Origin of the sequence: Sporosarcina sp. FSL K6-6792, assembly GCF_038004885.1 — a bacterium.
Lineage (GTDB): Bacteria > Bacillota > Bacilli > Bacillales_A > Planococcaceae > Sporosarcina > Sporosarcina psychrophila.
Map to the genome: position 1 here is coordinate 3,959,934 of NZ_JBBOSA010000001.1, position 23,667 is coordinate 3,983,600.

Sequence of the window (23,667 nt, forward strand, 5' to 3'; positions counted from 1 at the left end):
TATATATGTTGAATTAAAGAATCCCATTGAATTTGCTGTGGTGCACCATAATGAGAGAGGTGTAATTCGGGGTGTGGATTGAAGAACGCTTGGCGCTTTGGGGATGCCTCTCGCCGCAAGCCTGGATTAGCGCTTCGCATCCAGTCTTACGGCTTCGGCGACCCCTTTGCCGCGCCTGCGCTAGGTTGTTCATTATCGAGAGAAAAGTGATTTTGAGATGTATATGCTGAGATTATAAGGTGATTACATTTTGATACTACTTATATTCAAGAAAGACGTGCTCCAACTTGCAGATTTCATCACAGATAATGAAAAGCTCTTTCACACATAGACCATCCAGCGCCGGCGCGTCTTCGTGGTAGCCGGAGCGATAAGACTGAAAGGGGTCTCCTTTCTGGCTTATCGCGGGAGGCATCCACAAAGCGTCGAAGCGGTATTAGTGGGAATCCTAATTGATTCCAATTACTAGGGCTTTTTCAGTAGCCACCCAAAATCCCTTATAAAGCGTATACGCCGTATTCATTTGTTCAACATATATAGTAGTGAAACTCTAAAATTAGCAAGACAGGGGATAGTTTAGTGAAAAGGAAAATAGTTGTGCTAGTGATTACAATGTTTATTCTAAGTGGGTTTAGCCTACGTGATTATATGGGGGAGAAGTCCACTGAGATTACCGTTCCTGCCGATTTTGCAGAACGCAGTATACCGGTCACGCTAGATATAAAGATTGATATGAAGACGGTAACCATTGGTATGATTGGCGATATTCTTCTTCATAATCCGCTCTATACTTACAATAATTATGATTTTGCATTTGCGGCCGTGAAAGACCGACTGACAGGTATTGATTTCTTGCTGGCTAACCAGGAGTCAATGCCGGGTGGTGTGGATCTAGGACTATCTGGTTATCCGAGCTTTAACAGTCCAAAACATATTATCCGAGATTTGAAAAAGACCGGCGTTGATATGGTATCGATCGCGAATAATCATACAATTGACTTGAAAGAAGCGGGTCTGCGGAAAGCAATCAGCAATATTAAAGAGTATGGCATGCCCTATGTTGGCGCATATACATCTAGTGAAGACAAGGAGAAAGATCGAATTGTGGAAGTTGATGGCGTTCGGATTGGCATTCTAAGCTATACGCACAACACGAATGGCAACCCAATTCCGCAGGCGAAAGAATATTTAGTCTCCGTCACTGAGCAGCAACAGATGCGCGAGGAAATTGTCCAACTTAGAAGCCTGGTGGACGTATTGGTTGTTTCCATGCATTGGGGGACAGAATATCAATTAACAATATCGGAAGCGCAAGAGGAGATTGCGGGACTCATTGCTGATGCTGGTGCGGATATAATTTTCGGCCATCATCCACATGTGTTGCAAAAATACGATGAGGTAGGGAAAACGAAAGTGTTTTATTCACTTGGTAACTTTTATTCAGCGCAGCAGTTTGACTCGACGAATGTAGGTGGTATCGCAAGAGTTTCTGTGGATCATACGAAGTTCGCAGGGAAGCAATACATAGGAATAGGGGAGGCTGAATTTTTCCCTACTGCCGTTATAAGAGATAGCAACAGAAAGTACATTGTTGTTCCACTAAAAGATGCGGAATTGGATGGAATGTATAACGAAGGGTGGGTCGAATCACAAGTAGGTCTTCCATCATTTTAATGAACAGAAAAAGCGTTCTTGCACACTATGAGAAGTGTACAAGAACGCTTTTAAACCCGTAATTAAAAGACAGTATAATTTTTTCAACCTCGAGCAGTACCTAGACTTCAGGCGCTAACCCCTCCGAGGCTGAATGTCGCTTTTCTTATTCAGCCTTCTTTGCTTGTTTTACATTGTAAATGAAGTTCGAGACAATTTTCGCTGCATGTTCCCGTGATGTCGATTGACCAGGCATAAATTTACCGTCAGACCCAGTAGTGATTCCGAGTTCGTGAAGCATAGAGATAGCGTTCACTGCTTCCGAGCCATAGTTACCAAAATCTGCATATGGTGCTTTTGCAGCTGCTGTGTATTTTTTACCTGTGTAATTTTCATACGCGCGTTCTAGCATCAACGCGAATTGTGCACGCGTCACTTTTTCACTAGGCATGAACTTGCCGTTAACGCCTTTAATCAATCCATTTTCGTATGCTGCAACAATTTCCGCTTTTGTATCAGCAGCATAGTTTTCGATGTCGTTAAATGGTGCGGTACCTTCAGCTTTCAGGTCAAGTGCGCGGACAATCCAAGAAGCAGCTTGTGCACGTGTCATTTCTTTTTCTGGACCATATGTCGCATCTGTACCTTTCAAAATTCCGCGGTAATATAGATCCGATACATAAGGATAAGCCCAGCTATCATAGGCAACGTCACTATAAGGGACTTTTGCTAGGATACGGCCTTCAATTCCAGAGTTGATTGTGCCGATGGATTTCATATGATCTGCGAAATTCTCCCAGTCGGAGAAACCTGGTTCACTGGCACGTCCATCTGCATATGCTTTTTTTAGAACTTCATAGTTGTCGCCGCCTTGAGCAGTGAAGACGTTAGTTGTGATTTTATATGTTTTGTCAGCTTCAATTTCCTTGCCATCGATTGCCATTGAGATGACACGATTGCCGATTTCAGCTGCTGGATTGAAAATCAGTTTCATTCCAGAAACGTGAAGGAAGCCACCATCTTCCTCTGGGTACTTCTCGACAGATCTTTCAAAAACAGATTTTAATTCTGCACCGCTTAGTTCCATCAATGCAAGTGTATTACCAAATGGCAGTACAGAAATTGCCTGACCGTATGTAATCGGACCTTGTGGAATTGAAGTCCGGATACCGCCGCCATTTTGGAATGCGATAACAGTCGAAGGATCGATTTCTTTCGCCTTAGCGAGCATACCGTCCGTGATGATATTTCCTAGATTGGTTTCACCTGCACGAACACCGCCTAGATCACGGAGACCGCTAAGGAATACGCCAGCCGTGGCACCAGTTGGTTTTTCCATAGTTTCTTTTACTTTATCAGAAAAAGGTTTGATAAGTTCTGCTGCGTCCGCATCCGTTGCGGCATTTTCACCGCCGACAGCATGAAGGACACCGCTATAATCTTTGATGACACCTTTATCATCGAAAGTGATGTCAAGCTGACCTAAGAATTTATTGTACTCATTCGCTTGAACGATAAGCACAGGTTCAGTATCCTTATTAACTACGAAAGGTTCGTCAAGTTTAACATGCGTGTGACCCCCGACGATAATGTCGATACCTGGCACATTTTTAGCAAGAAGAAGATCGTTGTCGACATTGTCAGAGTCATTATATCCGATATGAGTAAGTGCGATGATTTTGTTCACACCGGCTTTTTCAAATGCAGCGACCGCTTCTTTCGCTTCCACAATATAGTTCGTAAATATCACTTTCTCAGGGCTCGAAATGTCTTTTGTTTCTTCAGTCGTTAGTCCGAAAATACCTACTTTCTCACCATTCACTTCTTTGATAATTCCGTTATAGATTTTACCGTCTTCGGCTTTTGCTTCGACTGTTTTAGATTGAAGACCATCGAAAAGCGGGTCTGCCGAGAAATCAGTATTCGCACTAATGAATGGGAATTTCGCACCTTTGATGAAATCTACTAGCGCTTTGTGCCCTTCTGCAGAGGAGCCAAGGTCAAACTCGTGGTTGCCGAATGTCATGGCATCGTACCCAAGATAATTCATAACAGCGAGGTCAGCTTGTCCTTCAAACTCGTTGAAGTAAAGTGTTCCAGAAAAAACATCGCCTGCATCAAGTAGGACATTGTAAGGCTTTTCTTCACGAATTTTTTTGACGAGTGCTGCACGTTCCGCAGTCGTAGCAAGGTTTGCATGCGTGTCATTCGTGTGGAGCACCGTCATCGAGAAGTCCCCAGTTGCAGCAACGGGTGTTTCTGCAGCCATGACAGGCGTAATAGCAATTGAGCTTAATAGAAGCATAGCTGCTGTAGCACTTTTAGAGTATTTAATAGACAAAGTACAACCCTCTTTTCCTTTTTTTATACTATTTTATCATCATATAAATATATGAAGTAATGACGAAATAGTCTGTAATCCAATTGTACCATTAGGCTCAGTAATGGACAAAACAATTTTGTGTAAATTCACAAAAAAATACCGAAGAGAGTAGTTTCACTCTCTTCGGTATATATTATTATTGAGCTGAATAGTATTGTACTAGACCTTGATAGATTGATTCAGCATATATTTCCAGATAGGCATCACTCGTCAGCTTTTTAAAGTCATCTGCATTTGAGATGAAAGCAAGTTCGACGAGGACAGCTGCGATATTGTTGTTCTTAATGACATAAAAACGATTGTCTTTCACACCGCGGTTAACCATATTTGCTCTTTTAACAATATTATTTTGAATGTAAGTTGCTAAAGATTTACTTTCTACTGAGTTAGCATTCGAAGATGAGTCGAAGTACGTCTCAGTTCCTTTTGCTGATGTCGCAGCGGCTGAATTTACGTGAATCGATACAAATGTTTCGGCAAAATTTTTCTTGGCAAATTCAGTGCGTTGTTCAAGTGAAAGGAACGTGTCATTTGAACGTGTCATAATTACTTTTGCGCCTGCTTTTTTCAATTTTGCTTCTACAAGTTTACCAACTTTTAACGTGATGGTTTTTTCTGACACACTATTTTTTGATGCACCAGGATCATGAGCACCGTGACCCGGGTCTAAGATGATGATGCGATTAGCAAGTGGATTGCCTTTTTGGTTGAGTAGTTTTAAATATGTTTTACTAACGAACCCTGTTTTAGAATTCACACGAATTTTTGCCCAGTTACCATCGAGTGATAGCACTTCAACTTTTTGCCCTAGTGTTAACGCAGCGATAACAGGGGAGCTAGTGCCAGCAGCTTGTCGCATGTTTAGGCTTTTCACCGTTACTTTTCCGATTAGGTCGCCAGTCACGCTGGGCTCTTCAGGAATTGTCGGTTTTTCAGGTGTAACAACATTGTCATCGGGTGTTTCCGTTCCAGCTTCTACAGTATATTTACCGTTGATATAGCCTTCACCGTCATCCAGAAGGATTAGTAACCAGTCTCCTGTTTTACCGACAACTTCAACGATATCTTTATTATTTAGCTGTGCAACGATATTCCCATTCACTGATGGAAGTGAGCGTACGTTCAGCGTTTCTCCACTTGTTGCCACTCTTGCAAAATACGTACTTGAAGTTTGATCTGGTAGTTTAACGGGTAAAGCATACTTATCATTCATTGCGCGAGCTAGGAATAGAGAGAACTGTGAACGAGTTAAGAAATCGTTAGGCAGGAACTTTCCAGCATCACCTTTTGTTACTCCAGCATAATAAAGTCCATTGATACGTTCAGCGTATTGATGACTCTTCATATCTGTAAGCATCATTGGTTTTTCAGTTGAAATCTTTTCTGAAAGATTGAAAGCAACCGCGAGTGCATTACCCATCTCGCCACGCTTTAAGTTTTCGTTTGGTTTGAAGCTTCCGTTAGATCCCGCTTTAAAATAGCCAAGTGAAACGGCGCGGCTTATATACTCATATTGCTCGGTACCAGGCTTAACGTCTTTGAACTGTAAAGACGGGGCAGGGATGTTCTGCTTTTTTGCAGCAATGACTAGCATTTTAGCGGCCTGGGCACGTGTTAAGTTATTACCCGGTTTAAATTTTGAAACCCCATTTTCTAAGTATCCTTTAATAATATCAAGATCAGCTATGTAATTGACCTGTTCATAGTATTCCTTATCAGTTGTTACGTCCGTGAATTGAGTTTTAGCGAAAGATTGTCCCGGGACCATGGAAACGAGTGTGAAAATCATCATTACCACTGCTGCCCACTTAATTGTTTTCATTGTGTCCTCCCTTGTATTACTAGAGTTGTAGATTCATTTTAACAGTGATGTCCAATTATTGCTATACTAATAAATAACTATAATTGAATTTTTATATAAAAAAACCGAATGTTCCTTTAAGTGGAACATCCGGTGAATGAGAAATTAATTAGTGAGACGATCAGTGAACTTCTTGAACTGACTTGCAGTAACTTTATCACTTAGACCGTAATTACCATCACCATAACCGGTCGTAATTTCATTGTGATAAAGAATGTTAATATATTCACTTGCCCAATGATCTTTTGGAACATCTTTGAAGGAAGTAACTGTAGATCCTTTAAGATTAAATGCTTCTACAAGTACTTTAGCAAGTTGTGCACGTGTCATTTCACCACTAGGATCAAATTTGCCGTCATTTCCTGAGAAGATACCTGCATCTGATACTGCAATGATAGCATCAAGTTGTGGGTGATTTGTAGCTACGTCAGAAAAAGATGATTTAGTGCTCGTTTTTTTCAAGCCGAGTTCATCGACAAGTGTTTGTGCAATCTCAGCACGAGATGCGTATGTAACTGCTTTTTTAACTGCTGTTGGTACATCAGCCGATGCGACGAGAGAACCTGGTGTGAAATCATTCACTCGTTTAGCACCGATATAACGGCTACCCCAGTAGGCAGGGTCGTTTATGGAAGAAATCATAACACCCTTGCTTGTAGACGAATGGATGAATTGACCGGACCCAATGTAAATTCCATTATGTGAAACTCCACTGCCGCTTGTATTGAAGAATACAATGTCGCCTGTTTTCAACTCGTTTTTTGCAACAGATGTTCCCATAGCATACTGTTGGCTAGCTGTTCTAGGAATGGAAATTCCTTGTTGTTTAAATACATATTGCGTATATCCTGAGCAGTCGAAACCGGAAGTGGTTGTCCCTCCATATGAATAAGGTGTACCTATATATGATCGAGCTGTGTTTACGAGATTAGTTGCAGAATCTGCCGAAGCCATGGACGGGATGGACGTTGAAAATAGTATGCTTGCAAAAATTAATAATAAAAAACGTTTCATTCTTTTCTCAATTTCCCCTTTCGCACATATAATAGCGTGTGCTTTATCTTTCAACATCTTAGCATAGCTAAACCTGTAATTCGGTTACAGTTACATTACAATAGCATTACAAGGCTAGTATTATACTCTTAAGTAGTCTTAAAACACCATTTGACGGGATTCTATTCTATCAAATGGTGTTTTTGTTGTGGTTAGTAAATAGTGTTGGATTGCAGTATTGGCTGTCAAGAGGTCGAATGTAAGATGTTATGCTATAATTATTGAATCTAAATAAAGGTCTAGCTCGTTAGGTTATTGAAAGATGGGGTTGAGAAATGAAATGAGAAAAATAGTCGTTTTCAGCAATATGTATCCGTCAATGCAACATCCAACATACGGTCTTTTTGTGAAAAATCAGGTTGGCCTTCTTCAGTCTGCTGGTCTTGATGTCGATGTGGTTGCTATTCAGAATCCTGGAAAAGGGAAAATACAGGCATTGAAAAAATACATGACATGGTTTTTCCGTTCTGTTTTATACATGATGAAAAATCGTAAGAAATTATCCTTAACACATGCGCATTATGCATTTCCAACAGGAATTATTTCATTGATTGGGAAAAAGATGTTTGGTATTCCTTACGTTGTGACTGTTCATGGTGGAGATATCGATAAAATGGCTGCGAGGAGTCAGCGCATTGCTGATATGACAAAAAACATTTTACGACAAGCGGAATCGGTCATCGTTGTTGGCGACAAACTTCGGGAAGATGTGATAAATAACTTCGATGTTCCGGAAGCGAATGTTCATGTCATGAGTATGGGGGTCGATACATCCATTTTTAACTATGTAGCTAAAGTAGAGGCGAGGGAAAAACTTACTCTTCCTATAGAAGAGAAGATATTGATCTTTGTCGGAAATGTGATTCAAGCAAAAGGCCTTCTTGAACTTGTCGAAGCGTTTGATTCACTGAAAATGTCGTTTCCTGATAGTTCGTTGTACGTAATTGGTTCGCAGAAAGACGGTCAATTTGTCGAGGAGTTACGGTCGTTCATTCGTGAAAAGGATGTTGAAGATATTCATTTCAAAGAACCTCTTGGTCAAGCGGATTTGGCACTATGGATGTCGGCGGCTGATGCGCTTGTACTTCCTTCCTATCATGAAGGGTTCGGATTGGTTGCGCTCGAAGCAATGTCGGCTGGAACGAAAGTTGTCGCAACGGACGTTGGAGGGCTTTCTTATTTGTTGAAAGACCGGGCAGGTATTTTGGTTGAACCGAAAAATCCGGATTCATTGGCGAAAGGTTTATGGAGTGCGCTCGATGAGAATTCTAATGTCATTGATGAAACAGTAGTGCAGGCAAAAATCGCACAACATTCATATGAGACGATTTTAGAGGACTTATTGTCGATTTATCGTTCAGCCGAGAAAGGTCAGGTTGATCATAATGAATAAAATGATGAAAATTATCGGCGCTGTTGCGATTATTAATATTGTTGCTAGGCTGTTCGGATTCGTTAGAGAAATGGCGATTAGTAATCAATACGGTACATCAAAAACTGCAGATGCAATAATAACTGCTTATACAATACCGAATTTCATTTACCTTGTGGTTGGTGGGGCGTTAACGACAGCCTTCATATCTGTCTATCACTCGACAAGGACGGATAAAGCGTTGTTTGTTCGAAAATCATTTACGACAGTTCTTGTAGCTGCAGTTGCGATTACGACTGTATTGATGGTCTTTACAGATCCACTCTTGCGTTTGTTTTTCAAAAATATGACTGCTGAAGAATTTGCGATGACGCGTACTCTTTACCTATGGATGATGCCGTCTTCTATTATTCTTGTTTTATCGACATGGATGAGCGGTGTATTGAATGTTAACGGCAAGTTTAACTTGTCCAGTCTAGCAGTCCTTCTATATAATGCATCTTTTGTCGGAATCGCTGTTGTACTAACGAGTTATTTTGGTCCTGAATCGTATGGGATTGGTGCACTGGTTGGTGCGTTATTTATGGGTGTGTTCTTATATGTAGGACTTCGAAAATCAAAACTCTATTCTTTGAAGCCTTCATTTGCCATGTCTATTGATACGAAACGTTTATGGGTAATTGCATTGCCAATCTTGTTTGGTGGCGCCTCATTGCAATTTTATTTTGTTATTCATCGGATTGTAGCGGATGGATTTGGGGAAGGAACAATTTCCGCGGTCAATTATGCATCTAAATTGACGGGTTTCCCTCAAGCAATCATGATGACTGCAGTGACGACAGTTATCTATCCTCTTCTTAGTAAAAAGCAAGGGGAAGGCGATATGGAAACAATCCGTGCGCTTTATAAAAAAGGAATGCTCTATCTAGTTGCGCTACTTGTACCGGCAACTGTGATCGCTTACTTTTTTGCAGAGCCGCTTGTCCGTCTCGTTTTTGGACATGGTGCATCCACGGAGTCGTCAATCCTGCTAATCGTGCCGATTTTCCGCGTATTTACACTGTCGATGTTTTTCCTTGCAGCGAATACTTATATAACACGATTCTATTATGCCAAAGCTAATTCCGTGGTGCCTGTCATATTCAGTTTGATAAGTGTCTTTGCGATTAATCTCGGAGTTATTTATTTGATGATTGACTCGCACGGTGCTTCAGCAATTGCATACGGTACAGTCATTAGTGCCGCGGCGAACTTCGTAATGCTCGCTATTTATGCGAGAGTGAAATGGAAATTGTAATTTAATAGTGTGATGGAGTTGCCCCGGAATATTTGGGGCAACTTTTTTAATTGGTTTTTAGAGAGAGCAATCATTTATGGGCTGAAACGATCATAACGGCGTGCCGACCGATCATATATGTTGCTGCCCCGATCATATATTTCGCCGACCGATCATATATGTTGCTGCCCCGATCATATATTTCGCCGACCGAGCATATATGGCGCTGCCCCGATCGTATATTCCGCTAACCGAGCATATATGTTGCTGCCCCGATCGTATATTCCGCTAACCGAGCATATATGTTGCTGCCCCGATCATAAATTCCGCCGACCGAGCATATATATCGCTGCCCCAATCATAACGGCGTGCTAACCGAGCGTATACAGCGCTGAGCCAATCATAACGGCATGCTAACCGAGCATAACTATCTCCAACACCCCTTTATATTTTATAGAAAATAGGTTATTCTGAAAGATGTGAAGTATTTAATAATATAACGGTGAAACATAGAATGATTGGAGTGTTTTAATTGGTAATCAAAGAGCAAATTGGAAAATGGTTTGAACATTTTCATGCCTATCCAGAAGTGAGTTGGAAAGAAGTAGAGACGACTGCAAAACTAGCAGAAATATTAACTGAAATGAATGTAAAACATCATACATTTGACGATGTAACGGGTGTTGTCGCGGAAATCGGTGAAGGCGATAGGATTATCGCGGTACGCGCCGACATTGATGCATTGTGGCAGGAAGTCGGGGGTGTCTATAAGGCGAATCATTCTTGTGGGCATGATGCGAATATATCCATGGTGTTAGGTGCGCTTAGTTATTTGCAACAGGAGGAACTGGGCAGCCGAATCCGATTTATTTTCCAACCAGCAGAAGAAAAGGGCAATGGTGCAAACTCGATGATTGAGCGAGGAGCGGTCGACGACGTTTCATATTTGTTTGGTGTGCATTTGCGTCCACAGGAAGAAATTCCATATGGAAAAGTGACACCGGCAATTCATCACGGGGCGGCGGTATTCCTTGAAGGCAAAATCATTGGCGACGATGCGCATGGTGCACGTCCTCAGCAAGGAAACAATGCACTCGATCCGTTATTTGCGATTGCCCAGTTTGTGAAAACAATCCATTTTTCACCTTACGAAGCGTACTCAGCAAAACTGACAAAAGTGCAGGCGGGCGGAGATAGTCTTAATATCATTCCGGGAACTGCAACGTTTGCAATCGATGCTAGAGCACAATCGAATGTGGTGTTGGGAGAGCTAAAGGAACGTATTTCCCGGGGAATCCAAGCAATTGGACAGATGCACGGCGTGGAAATTGAATTGGCATGGAGTGACTATACACCGGCTGCAGAAGTGTCTGAAGAAGCTGCAACTGTTGCACGCGAAGCTATCTTGGCAACAGTTGGGGAAGAGGGATACGCACCTGACGTCATTACATCAGGCAGTGATGATTTCCATTTCTACACGATCCATAATCCGAACCTAAAAGCCGCAATGATTGGTATTGGAGCCGATCTTAGCCCAGGGCTTCATCATCCAGACATGACGTTCAACAAGGAAGCGCTTGATATTGGAGCGCGTGTATTGGCGGAAACGTTGAAAAAAGCATCATGTTTGAATAACTAAAAAGACTTTCTTGCACTGTGCCAATTGCGGCAGTGTAAGAAGGTCTTTTTAGTTTGTAATATGTTTATAGTTCATAAAGATACTGGTAGTTAACTATATTAAAATAGTGTTGACTAATTAAAATAATAACCCTATTCTGACTATAGAGATAATTGTATACAGTCGACGGAAAGAGGAATTAGCTTATGACAAAAATTGAGATTAAGAAATCAACTTTAAAATCGCAAGTTTATGAGTATTTAAAAGAAGATATTATTCTCGGGCGCATTAAACCGGGGGAAAGGCTCATAGAAGAAAAAGTTGCTGAAGAACTGCAAGTGAGTCGAAGTCCAATTCGAGAAGCCGTTAGGATGCTCGAAAAAGATGGTCTGTTGTCTGTCAACAAATCAGGTGGAGTGACAGTTGTAGAACCTTCAATTGAAGATTTCAAATACTTGTATGAATGTAGGGTTGAGATGGAGTCACTCGCCGCCTATTACGCGGCAGAGAGGCGCTCATCGGAACAGTTAGAAGAAATTCGTATGAATATATTGAAAATGGAGAAAGTAACGTCCGATAATTCCTTGAAAAATGTGCATGATGTTAACGTCAGTTTTCATGAATCAATCGTCCGTGCAAGTGGTAACCCATTTCTTATCTCAATGACTTCGCAATTAAGAGGTGTGAACAGTTTTTATCGGAAAGCTATACTTGAATTCGATCCGAAGCGCGTGGTAGATGCAAGTGCGGAGCATCGACAAATTTATCAAGCAATTGTTGACCAAGATAACATAAGTGCTAGAAAACTGATGAAACAACATATTGAAGACGATTATACATTATTTATGAAGTCAGCAATGCAATAGTAGGAGGTTCAAAAAAATGACTAGAAAACCATTAGATGGAATTAGAATTCTGGAATTAGGAAATATAGTTGCAGCACCATTTGCTGGGAAAATACTTGCAGAGTTTGGAGCGGAAGTAATTAAGGTGGAAGAACCAACGAATGGTGATCCACTTCGGAATTGGCGTGTTATGGATAAGGATACGTCAGTCTGGTGGTACGTCCAAGGTAGAAATAAAAAGTCAATCACTGTAAACATGCGAGAAAAACAGGGACAGGACATCGTGAAAACCCTTATCGGAAAAGTGGATGTAGTTCTCGAAAACTTTAAACCGGGTACGTTGGAAAAATGGGGACTTGGATTCGAGGAGATGCAGAAAATCAATCCTTCCATTATCCTTACACGTATTTCAGGATACGGACAAACGGGACCATATAAAGAAAAGCCAGGGTTCGGTAGTGTCGCAGAAGCGATTGGAGGTCTCCGGTATTTGACGGGGTATCCGGAACTTCCACCGGTACGTGTTGGCATTGCACTTGGTGATATGGTGGCTGGTTTGTATGCAGTTATAGGTACGCTAATGTCACTGCGGGCGAGGGATGAAGATTCTGAAAAGAAAGGGCAAGTTGTAGACGTAGCATTATATGAATCTGTTTTTAGTTTACTTGAGGGAATTCTTCCGGAATACGATCTTACCGGACATGTTCGAGAGAGAACAGGCACTACGTTGCCAGGCATCGCGCCGTCCAATACGTATTTATGTGCTGATGGAAAACACGTAGTGATTGGCGGAAACGGAGATAAGATATTTCAGCGTCTCATGACTGCCATTGGAAGGGAAGACCTTGCCAACGATTCTAACTACGGATCCAATCAAGGACGTGCGGACGATGTAACGTTCATTGATGAGACAATCGAAGAATGGACGAAACAGCACTCGCTAAAAGAAGTGCAAAGAATACTGGATGAAGTGTCAGTGCCTGTAGGACCTATTTATGGAATCCAAGAAATTGTTGAGGATGAACATTATAAAGCTCGTGACATGTTGTGTGAAGTTGAGTTGCCGAATGGAGGAAAAGTTTTAGTACCTGGCATCGTACCGAAATTGTCTGGTACACCAGGTGGAATTGAGTGGAACGGACCCACTCTTGGGGAACATAACGAAGAGATATATACGGAATTCATGAAATTCTCTATTGAAGACTTTAAAAGACTAAAAGAGCAGGGAGTCGTTTAAATGCCGGATGTAACAATAATTGACGTCAGTCCGCGAGACGGTTTACAAAATGATCCGAAGTCTGTATCGACGGAGGAAAAAGCGACTCTTGTACAAATGCTGGTTGAATCTGGAGTTTCAAAAGTCGAAGTAACATCATTTGTTCACCCAGAAAAAGTTCCACAAATGGCCGATGCGTCTGCTGTCATAAAGGCAGTATCTTTATTTAAAGGATTAGAACCGATTGCACTTATACCGAATTTAAAAGGGTATGAGCGTGCACGAATCCATCAGCTTTCGGAGATTAACTGGGTGAGTTCTGCAACAGAGACATTCAATAACAAAAATATAGGTATGTCGATAGAGGACAATTTGGATCAGTTTAAGACTGTTGTTAAACAAGCAAAAAGTGATGGAGTAAAAACCTGTTTTTCTATTGCGGTCAGTTTCGGCTGTCCGTATGAAGGAGATGTCTCGGAAGAGCAGGTACTTGCCCTTGTCCAGAAGGCTAAAGAGGCAGGAGCGGATCGCATTGGTATTGCGGATACAATCGGTATAGCCACTCCGGATCAAGTAGAACGTTTAATGGGGAAAGTATTACAGATAGCAGGCGATACACCGGTTGCTATCCACTTGCACGATACAAGAGGGCTCGGTTCGGCTAATGCATACTCTGCTTATCAAGCAGGGGTGAAAATATTTGAAACGGCAGCAAGTGGTATAGGTGGCTGTCCGTTCGCACCAGGGGCAGCAGGGAATCTAGCAACAGAAGACTTAGTCTATCTATTTGAACGGATGAATATTAGTACAGGAGTGAATTTTGAAAAGCTACTTGATGCAGCAGACTTTGCGGCAAGTTTATCTTCAAAAAATCCGCTGGGACGCATTCGGCACGTTGAACGAAAAACAGAAAAGAGGATGAAAAAATGAAGAAGTGGATGACAATGATGATTTACTCGATTATAGCAGTATTGTTGTTAGCAGGATGTAGTGAATCAGGTGGTAAAACATTGGAAACGGAAGCAGCTACGGGAGACGAGGGATATGAAGCAACGAAAATCCGTCTAGCTTATAATCTGCCTCAAGATCATCATATTTCTATTGGAATTGAAAAGTTTGCAAAAGATGTTACCGAAAAATCGGGAGGCAAAGTGGAAATGCAAGTATATCCGGCCGGCCAATTATTAAGTGATAAGGATATGAATCAGTCCTTGTTGTCAGGCGGGGTTGAAATGGTCGTGAATTCCTCGACTTTATGGGCATCAACCGTTCCTGCAATGGGGATATTCGACGTTCCTTACGTCTTTAATGATTATTCAGCAGTAGGCGAAGCCGTGAACGGTGAATTTGGAGATAAGCTACGAGGTGCGATGGAAGAAAAAGGTGCGAAAGTGTTAATGTTTGCTGACTATGGTTATGTCCAGTTTGCAAATAATAAACGTCCACTAAAATCACCGTCTGACTTTGAAGGACTGAAAATTAGAAGTATTGGTGATTTGCCATCCGAACTGATAAAAGCTTATGGAGCATCTCCAGTGTTTATGGGTGGTGGCGAAGTTTACATGGCCCTTCAACGCGACACAGTTGACGGTGCAACATCAGGTACTACCGCAATGTTACAGCGTAAATATGATGAAGTAACAAAGTATTTGACAATTAACAATTACGCATACCTCGAATTCTTATTGGCAGCCAATAAAGATTATTGGGATGGTTTACCTGAAAAGACACAAGAATTAATTGAAGAAACTGCAAAGGAAACTGAAATTTGGATTCGCGAGCAGGCAGAAAAAGAAGATTCTAAATCAGCTAAAGCGCTAGAAGAGAAGGGGATGGAAGTCTACGTCGTTCCGGAAGAAGATTTGACCGAATGGAAAGAAGCTGCAGACCCGGTTCGGGAAGCATTCACGAAACACACGGGGGATCTGGGTAAAGAGTTGCTTGAAATGACAGATAAGAAATAAAAGTATTCTTATTTAAAGGAGGAAAGTGCTTGTGAAAAGGGTTTACAACTTTTTTGATCATTTAATTAGATGGGGAGCGTATATTGCCGGGATTTTAATTCTTATTACGACGGTAATGACATTTTATGAAGTAATTTCACGATCGTTTTTTCATAAGCCGACCTCATGGGCAACAGAATTATCAATATATGGAATAATAGGAAGCTGTTTTTTGGGAAGTGCCTTTGCAGTTAGGACCTATTCTCATATAACAGTAGATTTATTGATTAACAATGTGAATGACCGCCTGAAAACGGTTCTAGCATATATTTCAAACGCATTAGGATTAGTATTTAGCGTGATTTTTACATTGTATAGCTTTTTCCACGTTGCGAAAACATTCGAACTGGGAGTGACATCTGCATCCTTACTGCGTGTCCCTATGTACCTACCGGAGTTATTTCTCCCGGTAGGAGGGACGCTGCTATGTATTGCATTTATCATGCAAATTATTGATGGCGGCATACATAAAGGGGGGGAGAACATATGAGTTTCTTTTTTACTGGAGGAATGGGTATCCTTCTAGTGCTCGGTCTTCCCGTCGCATTCACCCTTGGATTATTAGCGGTAGCGGGCATGTTTTTCTTTAACGGAGGCACATTCGCTTTTATGCAAGTCCCTATAATCGCCTATAAGTCGTTGGATGACTTTACGCTAACAGCGCTTCCTATGTACGTATTAATGAGCCAAGTATTGGTGATTAGTGGTGTCGGGCGGGATTTATACGAAATGGCAAGTAGATGGTTCCGTCATTTTCCTGGAGGACTCGCAATTGCAACGCTCTTCTGTTGTACGATTTTTTCCGCGATATCCGGCTCAAGTGTCGCAACCGCGGTAACTGTAGGGTCCGTTGCGCTTCCTGAAATGGTGAGGAGAGGCTATAATAAGCGCCATGTATTAGGGCTGCTTGCAGCAGGTGGAACATTAGGTATTTTGATTCCACCAAGTATTCCAATGATAATCTATGGATCAGTAACAGGTGAATCCGTTGGAAAACTTTTCATTGCGGGAATTATTCCGGGAATTATTTTAACGATAGCATTTATGATCTTTTCAGCCTATCAAACGAGACATATTAAAGATGTGCCTGCTACATGGGGCGAACGGCTTGAGGCATCGAGGAAAGCGATATGGGGACTATTATTGCCTGTCGTCATTATCGGTGGAATCTATGCAGGTATTTTTACACCGACAGAAGCAGCCGCAGTGGGGGTCGTTTTCAGTTTCGCAATTGCTGCATTTGTTTATAAAAATTTGACAATTAGCAACTTAAAAGAAATCATGTTAGCAACAGTTAAAACAAACACGATGATTTTATTTATCATAATTGGTGCAATGCTCCTAGGATTTATCCTGACGATTTTACAAATACCACAATCAATTGTAAGCTTTGCAACGTCACAGGATATTAATCCATGGTTAATTTTCATAATGATAAATATCGTACTTTTGATATTAGGGATGTTTCTTGAGACGGTTTCAATTCTTGTTATTACGCTGCCAATTCTTTATCCAATTATCATAGCACTCGGCTTCGATCCAATCTGGTTTGCGATTATTATGATAATAAATATGGAGCTGGCATTGATTTCCCCTCCTGTAGGTCTGAATCTATTCGTGTTGAAAGGGCTGGATAAATCGAATACAATTAGTGAAATTGTTAAAGGTGTCATACCATATGCCATCATTATGCTTGTCTTCATAGTCGTCTTGTCATTTTTCCCGGAAATTGCGACAGTGCTTGTAAACAATGTGGAATAGATTTTTTGAAAAGGAAGACTATCCTTGGAATGGGGGGAGTCTTCCTTTTTGGTGGATGAGTTACATGAAAAAGTTAACCTCCCCAAATCTGTCATACAATTCGCCTTTTTGAGACGTGAATTTTTTTCTTTTAGCAAGCGTTTGATAATAATTTGGATCCCCGATTTATCAGTATCGTCAAGAAGTGCGTAGATTGCTGCTTCACCTGTCTCATCAATAACGGATAGGTAATCTAAATCGAGAATGATTTTTTACGTCTGTTAGGAAAATAGTAGGGTATTTGTCTTTGGATACTTTTGTAGTACCAAAGAAAATAGGGCCCTCCAAGGTATATTTTGCTAATGAAGATAAATCACTTTCACTGAACTTAATGATTTCAAGAGAGGAAAGTATCGCTTCTTTTATATCGAGCTTTGCACTCATTTTACGTAATAATCCGAACTTAAAAGCCGCAATGATTGGTATCGGAGCCGATCTTAGCCCAGGGCTTCATCATCCAGATATGACGTTCAACAAGGAAGCGCTTGATATTGGAGCGCGTGTATTGGCGGAAACGTTGAAAAAAGCATCATTGTTGAATAACTAAAAAAATAGATGAAAGAAAGAGACCTTCTTACACCGCTACAATTATAGTGGAAAGAAGATCTCTTTTATTTTTGTAGCTCTAGAAATTTTTTTATTTGGAAAGTTGAAGTGTATCCAATTCGTAGCATTTTATCCTATAACTCTACAATAAGAATCGAAAGCTAGAAAAACGCTTTACAATTATTCGTTGCAATTGCGAGAGTCTCCTATCTTTACAAAACTAGTTTAATTTTGTAATTACAATAGAAGCGTTTATGTTTGTTTGCATGCCTCCTGCTAAAGTCTGTAGGATAACTGCTGTTGCAGAAGTATGATTTCGGAGTGTAAGAACATCACCTGCTGCTATAAAAATTATAGCCTGACCATTGTTTTGTTGCGTGCCTGCTTCTGTACCATAGAGTGTACCGGCAACCACCGAACCATTTAAAAACAGTGCGAATTGACCGGGTTCTACACCCGTCACGGAGAAATTAACCAGATAGTCTCCTGTAGTTAGAAAGAAAACTTGTGAGGTTCCGGGGATGTGCGTAATTCCAGCCGTAATTATTCCATTTGTATCAAACGTAATATCAGCTTCTATAGCCACGGTCTGAGCACCTAGATTGTAAATATACCCGTATAATCCGCCGGGTGCTCCCGTAGCACCGGTAGCGCCAGTATCGCCAGTGTCGCCCGTAGCCCCCGTAGCCCCCGTAGCACCGGTAGCGCCAGTATCGCCCGTAGCACCAGTAGCACCGGTAGTGCCAGTATCGCCCGTAGCCCCCGTAGCCCCCGTAGCACCGGTTGCACCAGTATCGCCCGTAGCACCAGTAACACCGGTAGGTCCAGTAGGCCCTATATCCCCAGTAGCGCCGGTAGCGCCCGTAGGTCCTCTGTCTCCTTCGCAGCATCTTCTGCATGTTTTTTGATTAGGGCAACAGTCGCTTGTACATTTACTGCATCTATGATTAGTATCTTCGTAAAATTTCATTTTTTCACCACCTTTCTATAACATCCTATTCGAGCTATAGATAGAGGGACGGGCAATCAACTACTTGTCTTAAATAATTGATAAACAAATGTTTAATGTAAACCCGGGAGCTTTCACTAGTATTTATTCTGAAGAACAGACATGAAGAGATAATCCCAAAGTACTCGCCGTTTAGAATCAATAAAAAAAGAGCTATAAACCATAATGGTTTTAGCTCTTTTTTCACATTATCCATTTCTATTTTTATTTGCCTCTTAAAATTTCTCCAAATAGAAAATGATCTTTATTGTAGCGGATTTTCCCTATTTTCCCTTCTTCCGGACAAGTTGCGAGACCCGTTATCTCTGCTTTCATTTTATCGCCACCGTCTTTTTGATACGTGACATGAACGGTAAAGTCATAATCCCGCGGTCTACCATCGACTGGTTCCACATTAATCTTGTCGACGACGATTTGATAGCCGTTGTCGTCAGCCGGTGAATGTAAAGTTAGGAAGAGAACCTTGCCACTATATCCAAAATCAGTGAAATAGGGCCTGAAATTATCTTCCAGGTAAGTCTCGAGTTCATTATCTTCTTCTGGAGCTGACACTAGGCCGTTTTGGTCTGCGATTGTCATGTTACTTGGGTCGTTCTTCATTCGAATATACTCTTTATCGGGTGCATTAAATTCATGTTCAAGAACAGTTTGAATCGCAACAACATTTTTATCCACGGGTTCAGTTTGAGAACAGCCCGTAACCAACGAACTAAGAAGAATAACAAAGAGAATGACTTCAATTTTCCGTCGGACGCTCTTTTTAACAAGGAATGAAGAATAGTTATTAATAAATCTAAGATTCATAATGATACCACCTCTTTTTAACTTGTTCTTCGACGTTTAGCCAAAAGTTAAATATGAAACTACTACTACTTCTACGACTTCGTATCGATAAAGTTTCGTTAATTGGAAATATTGGTTTAATTATGTTAAATGACTAAACAAAAAAACATCGCTCAATGCGATGTTTTTGATTTGTGGATAGTTACATGAAAAAATTAGCCTCGCCAATTCGGTTATACAATCCGCTCTTTTTGAACAGGGGCAACTTTTCTTTGGGCAAGCGTTTGATAATGATTTTGATACCTGCTTTATCGGCATCGTCAAGTAGTGCATAGAGCGCTGCTTCACCTGTCGCATCGATAACGGATAGGTGTTCCAAATCGAGAATGATTTTCCTCGCGCCTGTTAGGAAAATTGCAGGATATTTGTCTTCGAATACTTTTGCGGTACCGAAGAAAATAGGGCCGTCCACTGTATATTTTGCTAATGAAGATGTATCGCTATCACTGAACTTAATGATTTCAACATCGGAAAGGGTCGCTTCTTTAATATCGAGTTTACCACTCATTTTACGTAAGAATGACAGGGCAGCAAGCAAAATTCCAACCTGAACGGCAATCGTTAAGTCGATGAAAATCGTCAAAAGGAACGTCGTTAATAAAACCAGTGAGTCCCCCGACCGGATCATTAAAATATGCGTGAATGATTTACGTGCACTCATATTCCAGGCGACATACATAAGAATCGGCGCCATCGCAGCTAATGGAATATAAGAGGCATAAGGCGCCAAAAGGAGCAAAAAGGCAAGAACGAAAACACTTTGTACAACTCCTGATATTGGGCTGACTGCTCCAGATCGAATATTGGTAGCTGTACGGGCAATGGCTCCTGTAGCAGGGATACCGCCGAATAATGGCGTTATCATATTGGCGATTCCTTGACCGAATAACTCACGTTTCGAATCATGCTTTTCACCGCTTTTCATACCATCTGCAACAACAGCAGATAACAATGATTCAATTGCACCAAGTGCGGCAATAATAAGGGCGGGTTGCCACAAATTGACCAACTTCTCCAATGTGATTTGTGGAAAATGAAAATTCGGGAGTGAGTTGGGAATACCACCGAAGGCTGTTCCGATCGTTTCAACTTTACTCGGAAATAGAAAAATCGAAATGAGGGTCGGAATAAGTAGTGCAATTAGCAGTAATGGGACACGCGGCGCTATTTTAGGCAATATGAATAGTACGATGAGCCCGATTAAGGCAGTGACTATGCTGAAGACGTTCACCGTGTGAAACTGATTGACAAGATCAATCATGTTTTCGTGGAAAAACTCTTTTTTTTCTAAGCCGGTAATTCCAAAGAAATTGCCTAGTTGGCCTGTAAAGATAATGACCGCAATCCCCGTAGTAAAGCCTATGGTTACAGATCTTGGGACGAAATGAATTAGATTACTTACACCGAGAAAACTCATAATAACGAGAAAAATACCTGCTAGAAATCCGGCAATAAGCAGATCTTCATAGCCATATTGTAGAACAATTGCGAGCAATATCGGGATGAATGCTCCAGTCGGTCCCGCGATTTGAAAACGAGATCCGCCTAATAATGCAACGATAAGCCCAGCGATAATTGTTGTATAAAGTCCATATTCCGGTTTTACGCCTGAAGCAATTGCAAAAGCCATCCCGAGCGGAATGGCTACAATACCAACAGTAATTCCTGCAATCAGATCTTTGCGGAATCCGGCTCCATTGTAATCAAGATATCGGTTATCCTTGAACATTCGATTCACTTCTTTCAGGATCTTAATACAAAAACTTCCTCTTTCTAGTGTATTCCTAAAATGCTGTAGTAACAAGGGTTTGAGATTAATACAGATGTATTCAATGAAAAGAATGATTTGTAGAATTCAACATACTTATCAAAGCAAATAGATTGCAAGTGGATCTAAAGGGGATTATTATTTAGACGTTAAATTATATTAAGATGGGGTGGTCATAATGGGTAGATTACAAGATAAAGTTGCATTCGTAACAGGTGGTGCGTCAGGTATGGGCGAAATGATGGTCAAAATGTTTACTGCTGAAGGTGCTACTGTAATTGCAGCAGACATTAATGAAGCAGCACTGGAAGAAAAGTGGGGCAACAATGAAAAAGTTATGACTGTTAAATTGAATGTCACTTCCGATGAAGAGTGGAAAGCGGCTGTTGAAAAAGTTGTTGCTAAATTTGGGGAAATCGATATTTTAATTAACAATGCTGGTATTTCTACGGAAAAAGGAATGAATGAAATTACAATTGAAGACTGGCGCAGGCTGTCGGATATCAATAGTTTCGGTCCATTCCTTGGTATGAAACATGTACTTCCTTATATGAAAGAAGCAGCTAAAGGTTCAATCGTCAATATCTCTTCCTATACAGCACTTATCGGAATGGGATTGAACCCTTATTCTGCATCAAAAGGAGCAGTTCGCGCAATTTCACGAGCAGCTGCAGCGGACTTCGGACAATTTGGTGTACGTGTTAACACCATCTTCCCAGGAATCATTGAAACACCGATGACGAAAGGTCTTGAATCGTCAAAAGATGTAGTAACAGCACTTGTGAGAATGACACCACTTGCCCGTCTTGGAAAACCTGAAGACGTTGCAAACGCGGTTCTTTTCTTGGCATCAGACGAAGCTGCATACATTACAGGTGCAGAACTTGTTATTGATGGCGGATACTCTGCTAGATAACTTCCCTAATGAAGCGTATGTATATAGGAAATAAAACAGACCGTCATGGATTTAATCCGTGACGGTCTATTTTTCGTTGTAGTAGGAAATTATAAAGTGCTTGGACAATGGAGAAACATCGGATGCTGATATTCCGCGATTTAGGGGTGGATATATGATTGTCCGCGCAGCGCTTCTGCTTGTTTAGCGAGATATATGCTCGTTCGCGCTGTGCTTCTGCTCGGTTTGTGAAATATATGATTGTTCACGCTGCGCTTATGCTCGGTTTTCGAGATATATGATCGTTCGTGCAGCGCTTATGCTTGATTTGCGAGACATATGATCGTTTGCGCGGAGCTTCTGCTTGTTTAGCGAGATATATGCTCGTTTGGCGTTTACATACAGTAGGTCGCACCACGCTATCGTTCGCTAGTATAGTCTGAAAATATGCAGTTGTAAGACATCAGACGACATTAGCTGTTTTTTATCAACAAATCAAAATTATATCCGATGTAATATAAGGGAAAAGGTAAATGAAAGCGAGTGATAGGGATGAAATTAAAACTACTGATTGTTCTTACGACAGCTTTACTCATACTTACAGGCTGTGGCCTTGAGGAAAAAAATCCGCTTGATGGAAAAGTGAAAGTGGGTGTTATGCTTTCGGAAAATGGTCTTGGAGATCAGTCATTTTCAGATTTGGCATTCAAGGGTTTGACGAAGGCGCGGGATGAAGAGGATATTGTTGTCGAATACTTGGAACTTGCGGAAACAGGGACTTATGAAAAAGGATTTAGAGAACTTGTGGAAAGTGGTAATGAATTAGTATTTGCGCTGGGTTTCACCGGTCAGCAGGAGTTGGAAAAGGTAGCTCTGGACTTTCCGGATCAAAAATTCGTTCTCGTTGATGCGGTTTCGGAAGTTGCGAATATCACATCGATTACATTTAAGGAAGACGAGGGAAGTATGCTTGCAGGAATTGTAGCGGCAACTGTTTCAAATTCACAGGTAATCGGTTTTATCGGTGGTATGGAGGTCCCAGTTATTCAACGGTTCGAGCAAGGGTTCATCCAAGGAGCAAAGTCGGTTAACCCTGATATTGTTATTCTCAATGAATATGCCAATAACTTTGATGACGATGGCTTAGGAGCAGAGATTGCTTCGAAGATGATTGACGACAAGGCGGATGTTCTATACGCTGCTGCCGGTTTCACAGGAGTGGGCATGCTGAAAGAAGCTGAAAAAAAGGGTATTTACGCAATCGGTGTAGATAGTGATCAATACTTTTATGCAGAACAGGCCGTCATTACATCCATGATGAAAAATATTGATAGTGCGTTGTTTGATATCATCCTTTCCTATAAGGAGTCGGGAGCAATCCAATCCGGTCATGTCGAACTGGGGTTGGCGGAAAACGGAGTAGGTCTTGCACCATTTCGAGTGCTAGAACTGACGGACGTTGAACAAGGTAAGTTAGATGCGCTCATTGAACAAGCCGCATCAAAACTGAAATGATAGGAGGGAAA

General features: G+C 41.2%; 18 protein-coding genes and 1 pseudogene. 13 read left to right on the forward strand and 6 right to left on the reverse strand.

Going from position 1 to position 23,667, the window contains the following annotated elements; genetic code table 11:
- The first annotated feature begins 579 nt into the window (after positions 1-579).
- The gene (locus MKZ26_RS19015; RefSeq protein WP_340767185.1) at positions 580-1,674 is read left to right on the forward strand and encodes a CapA family protein; all 1,095 of its coding nucleotides are present in this window, start codon (positions 580-582) and stop codon (positions 1,672-1,674) included.
- 145 nt (positions 1,675-1,819) lie between these two features.
- Here MKZ26_RS19015 and MKZ26_RS19020 read toward each other — a convergent pair whose 3' ends face one another.
- The 3 genes from MKZ26_RS19020 to MKZ26_RS19030 form a co-directional block, all read right to left on the reverse strand.
- The gene (locus tag MKZ26_RS19020) at positions 1,820-3,994 is read right to left on the reverse strand and encodes a 5'-nucleotidase C-terminal domain-containing protein (RefSeq protein WP_340767186.1); all 2,175 of its coding nucleotides are present in this window, start codon (positions 3,992-3,994) and stop codon (positions 1,820-1,822) included.
- Positions 3,995-4,172: 178 nt separating this feature from the next.
- Positions 4,173-5,858: an N-acetylmuramoyl-L-alanine amidase gene (locus MKZ26_RS19025; protein ID WP_340767187.1), complete on the reverse strand. Its 1,686-nt coding sequence runs from the start codon at positions 5,856-5,858 to the stop codon at positions 4,173-4,175.
- A 144-nt stretch (positions 5,859-6,002) separates the two neighbouring features.
- On the reverse strand, positions 6,003-6,911 hold the full coding sequence (locus tag MKZ26_RS19030) for a C40 family peptidase (RefSeq protein WP_340767188.1): 909 nt from the start codon (positions 6,909-6,911) through the stop codon (positions 6,003-6,005).
- A gap of 319 nt (positions 6,912-7,230) precedes the next feature.
- On the opposite strand from MKZ26_RS19030, the gene MKZ26_RS19035 reads away from it, so the two are divergent.
- The 10 genes and pseudogenes from MKZ26_RS19035 to MKZ26_RS19080 all read left to right on the forward strand — a co-directional run.
- The gene (locus MKZ26_RS19035; RefSeq protein WP_340767189.1) at positions 7,231-8,343 is read left to right on the forward strand and encodes a glycosyltransferase; all 1,113 of its coding nucleotides are present in this window, start codon (positions 7,231-7,233) and stop codon (positions 8,341-8,343) included.
- A complete protein-coding gene (murJ, locus tag MKZ26_RS19040; RefSeq protein ID WP_340767190.1) occupies positions 8,336-9,619 on the forward strand; it encodes a murein biosynthesis integral membrane protein MurJ in 1,284 nt (427 codons plus the stop codon). The genes MKZ26_RS19035 and murJ overlap by 8 nt, the downstream gene beginning before the upstream one ends.
- A gap of 511 nt (positions 9,620-10,130) precedes the next feature.
- Positions 10,131-11,237: an amidohydrolase gene (locus tag MKZ26_RS19045; protein ID WP_340767191.1), complete on the forward strand. Its 1,107-nt coding sequence runs from the start codon at positions 10,131-10,133 to the stop codon at positions 11,235-11,237.
- A 185-nt stretch (positions 11,238-11,422) separates the two neighbouring features.
- Complete coding sequence (locus MKZ26_RS19050; RefSeq protein ID WP_340767192.1) at positions 11,423-12,082, forward strand: GntR family transcriptional regulator; 660 nt, start codon at positions 11,423-11,425, stop codon at positions 12,080-12,082.
- Between the two features lie 16 nt (positions 12,083-12,098).
- Positions 12,099-13,298: a CaiB/BaiF CoA transferase family protein gene (locus tag MKZ26_RS19055; RefSeq protein WP_187045635.1), complete on the forward strand. Its 1,200-nt coding sequence runs from the start codon at positions 12,099-12,101 to the stop codon at positions 13,296-13,298.
- Positions 13,299-14,207, forward strand: a complete 909-nt coding sequence (locus MKZ26_RS19060) for a hydroxymethylglutaryl-CoA lyase (RefSeq protein WP_340767193.1) — start codon at positions 13,299-13,301, stop codon at positions 14,205-14,207.
- The gene (locus MKZ26_RS19065) at positions 14,204-15,241 is read left to right on the forward strand and encodes a TRAP transporter substrate-binding protein (protein WP_340767194.1); all 1,038 of its coding nucleotides are present in this window, start codon (positions 14,204-14,206) and stop codon (positions 15,239-15,241) included. The genes MKZ26_RS19060 and MKZ26_RS19065 overlap by 4 nt, the downstream gene beginning before the upstream one ends.
- Before the next feature lie 31 nt (positions 15,242-15,272).
- The gene (locus MKZ26_RS19070; protein WP_340767195.1) at positions 15,273-15,770 is read left to right on the forward strand and encodes a TRAP transporter small permease; all 498 of its coding nucleotides are present in this window, start codon (positions 15,273-15,275) and stop codon (positions 15,768-15,770) included.
- Complete coding sequence (locus tag MKZ26_RS19075) at positions 15,767-17,041, forward strand: TRAP transporter large permease (RefSeq protein ID WP_340767196.1); 1,275 nt, start codon at positions 15,767-15,769, stop codon at positions 17,039-17,041. The genes MKZ26_RS19070 and MKZ26_RS19075 overlap by 4 nt, the downstream gene beginning before the upstream one ends.
- Before the next feature lie 436 nt (positions 17,042-17,477).
- A pseudogene (locus MKZ26_RS19080) lies at positions 17,478-17,627 on the forward strand (amidohydrolase); the annotation flags it as partial.
- A 219-nt stretch (positions 17,628-17,846) separates the two neighbouring features.
- On the opposite strand, the gene MKZ26_RS19085 reads toward MKZ26_RS19080, so the two are convergent.
- The 3 genes from MKZ26_RS19085 to MKZ26_RS19095 all read right to left on the reverse strand — a co-directional run bounded on the left by MKZ26_RS19085 (position 17,847) and on the right by MKZ26_RS19095 (position 21,207).
- On the reverse strand, positions 17,847-18,596 hold the full coding sequence (locus tag MKZ26_RS19085; RefSeq protein ID WP_340767197.1) for a collagen-like protein: 750 nt from the start codon (positions 18,594-18,596) through the stop codon (positions 17,847-17,849).
- A 243-nt stretch (positions 18,597-18,839) separates the two neighbouring features.
- The gene (locus MKZ26_RS19090) at positions 18,840-19,439 is read right to left on the reverse strand and encodes a hypothetical protein (protein ID WP_340767198.1); all 600 of its coding nucleotides are present in this window, start codon (positions 19,437-19,439) and stop codon (positions 18,840-18,842) included.
- 181 nt (positions 19,440-19,620) lie between these two features.
- A complete protein-coding gene (locus MKZ26_RS19095; RefSeq protein WP_340767199.1) occupies positions 19,621-21,207 on the reverse strand; it encodes a SulP family inorganic anion transporter in 1,587 nt (528 codons plus the stop codon).
- A 217-nt stretch (positions 21,208-21,424) separates the two neighbouring features.
- Here MKZ26_RS19095 and MKZ26_RS19100 point away from each other — a divergent pair, with 217 nt between their 5' ends.
- On the forward strand, positions 21,425-22,162 hold the full coding sequence (locus MKZ26_RS19100; protein WP_340767200.1) for an SDR family NAD(P)-dependent oxidoreductase: 738 nt from the start codon (positions 21,425-21,427) through the stop codon (positions 22,160-22,162).
- Between the two features lie 531 nt (positions 22,163-22,693).
- A complete protein-coding gene (locus MKZ26_RS19105; protein WP_340767201.1) occupies positions 22,694-23,656 on the forward strand; it encodes a BMP family lipoprotein in 963 nt (320 codons plus the stop codon).
- Positions 23,657-23,667: the final 11 nt, after the last annotated feature.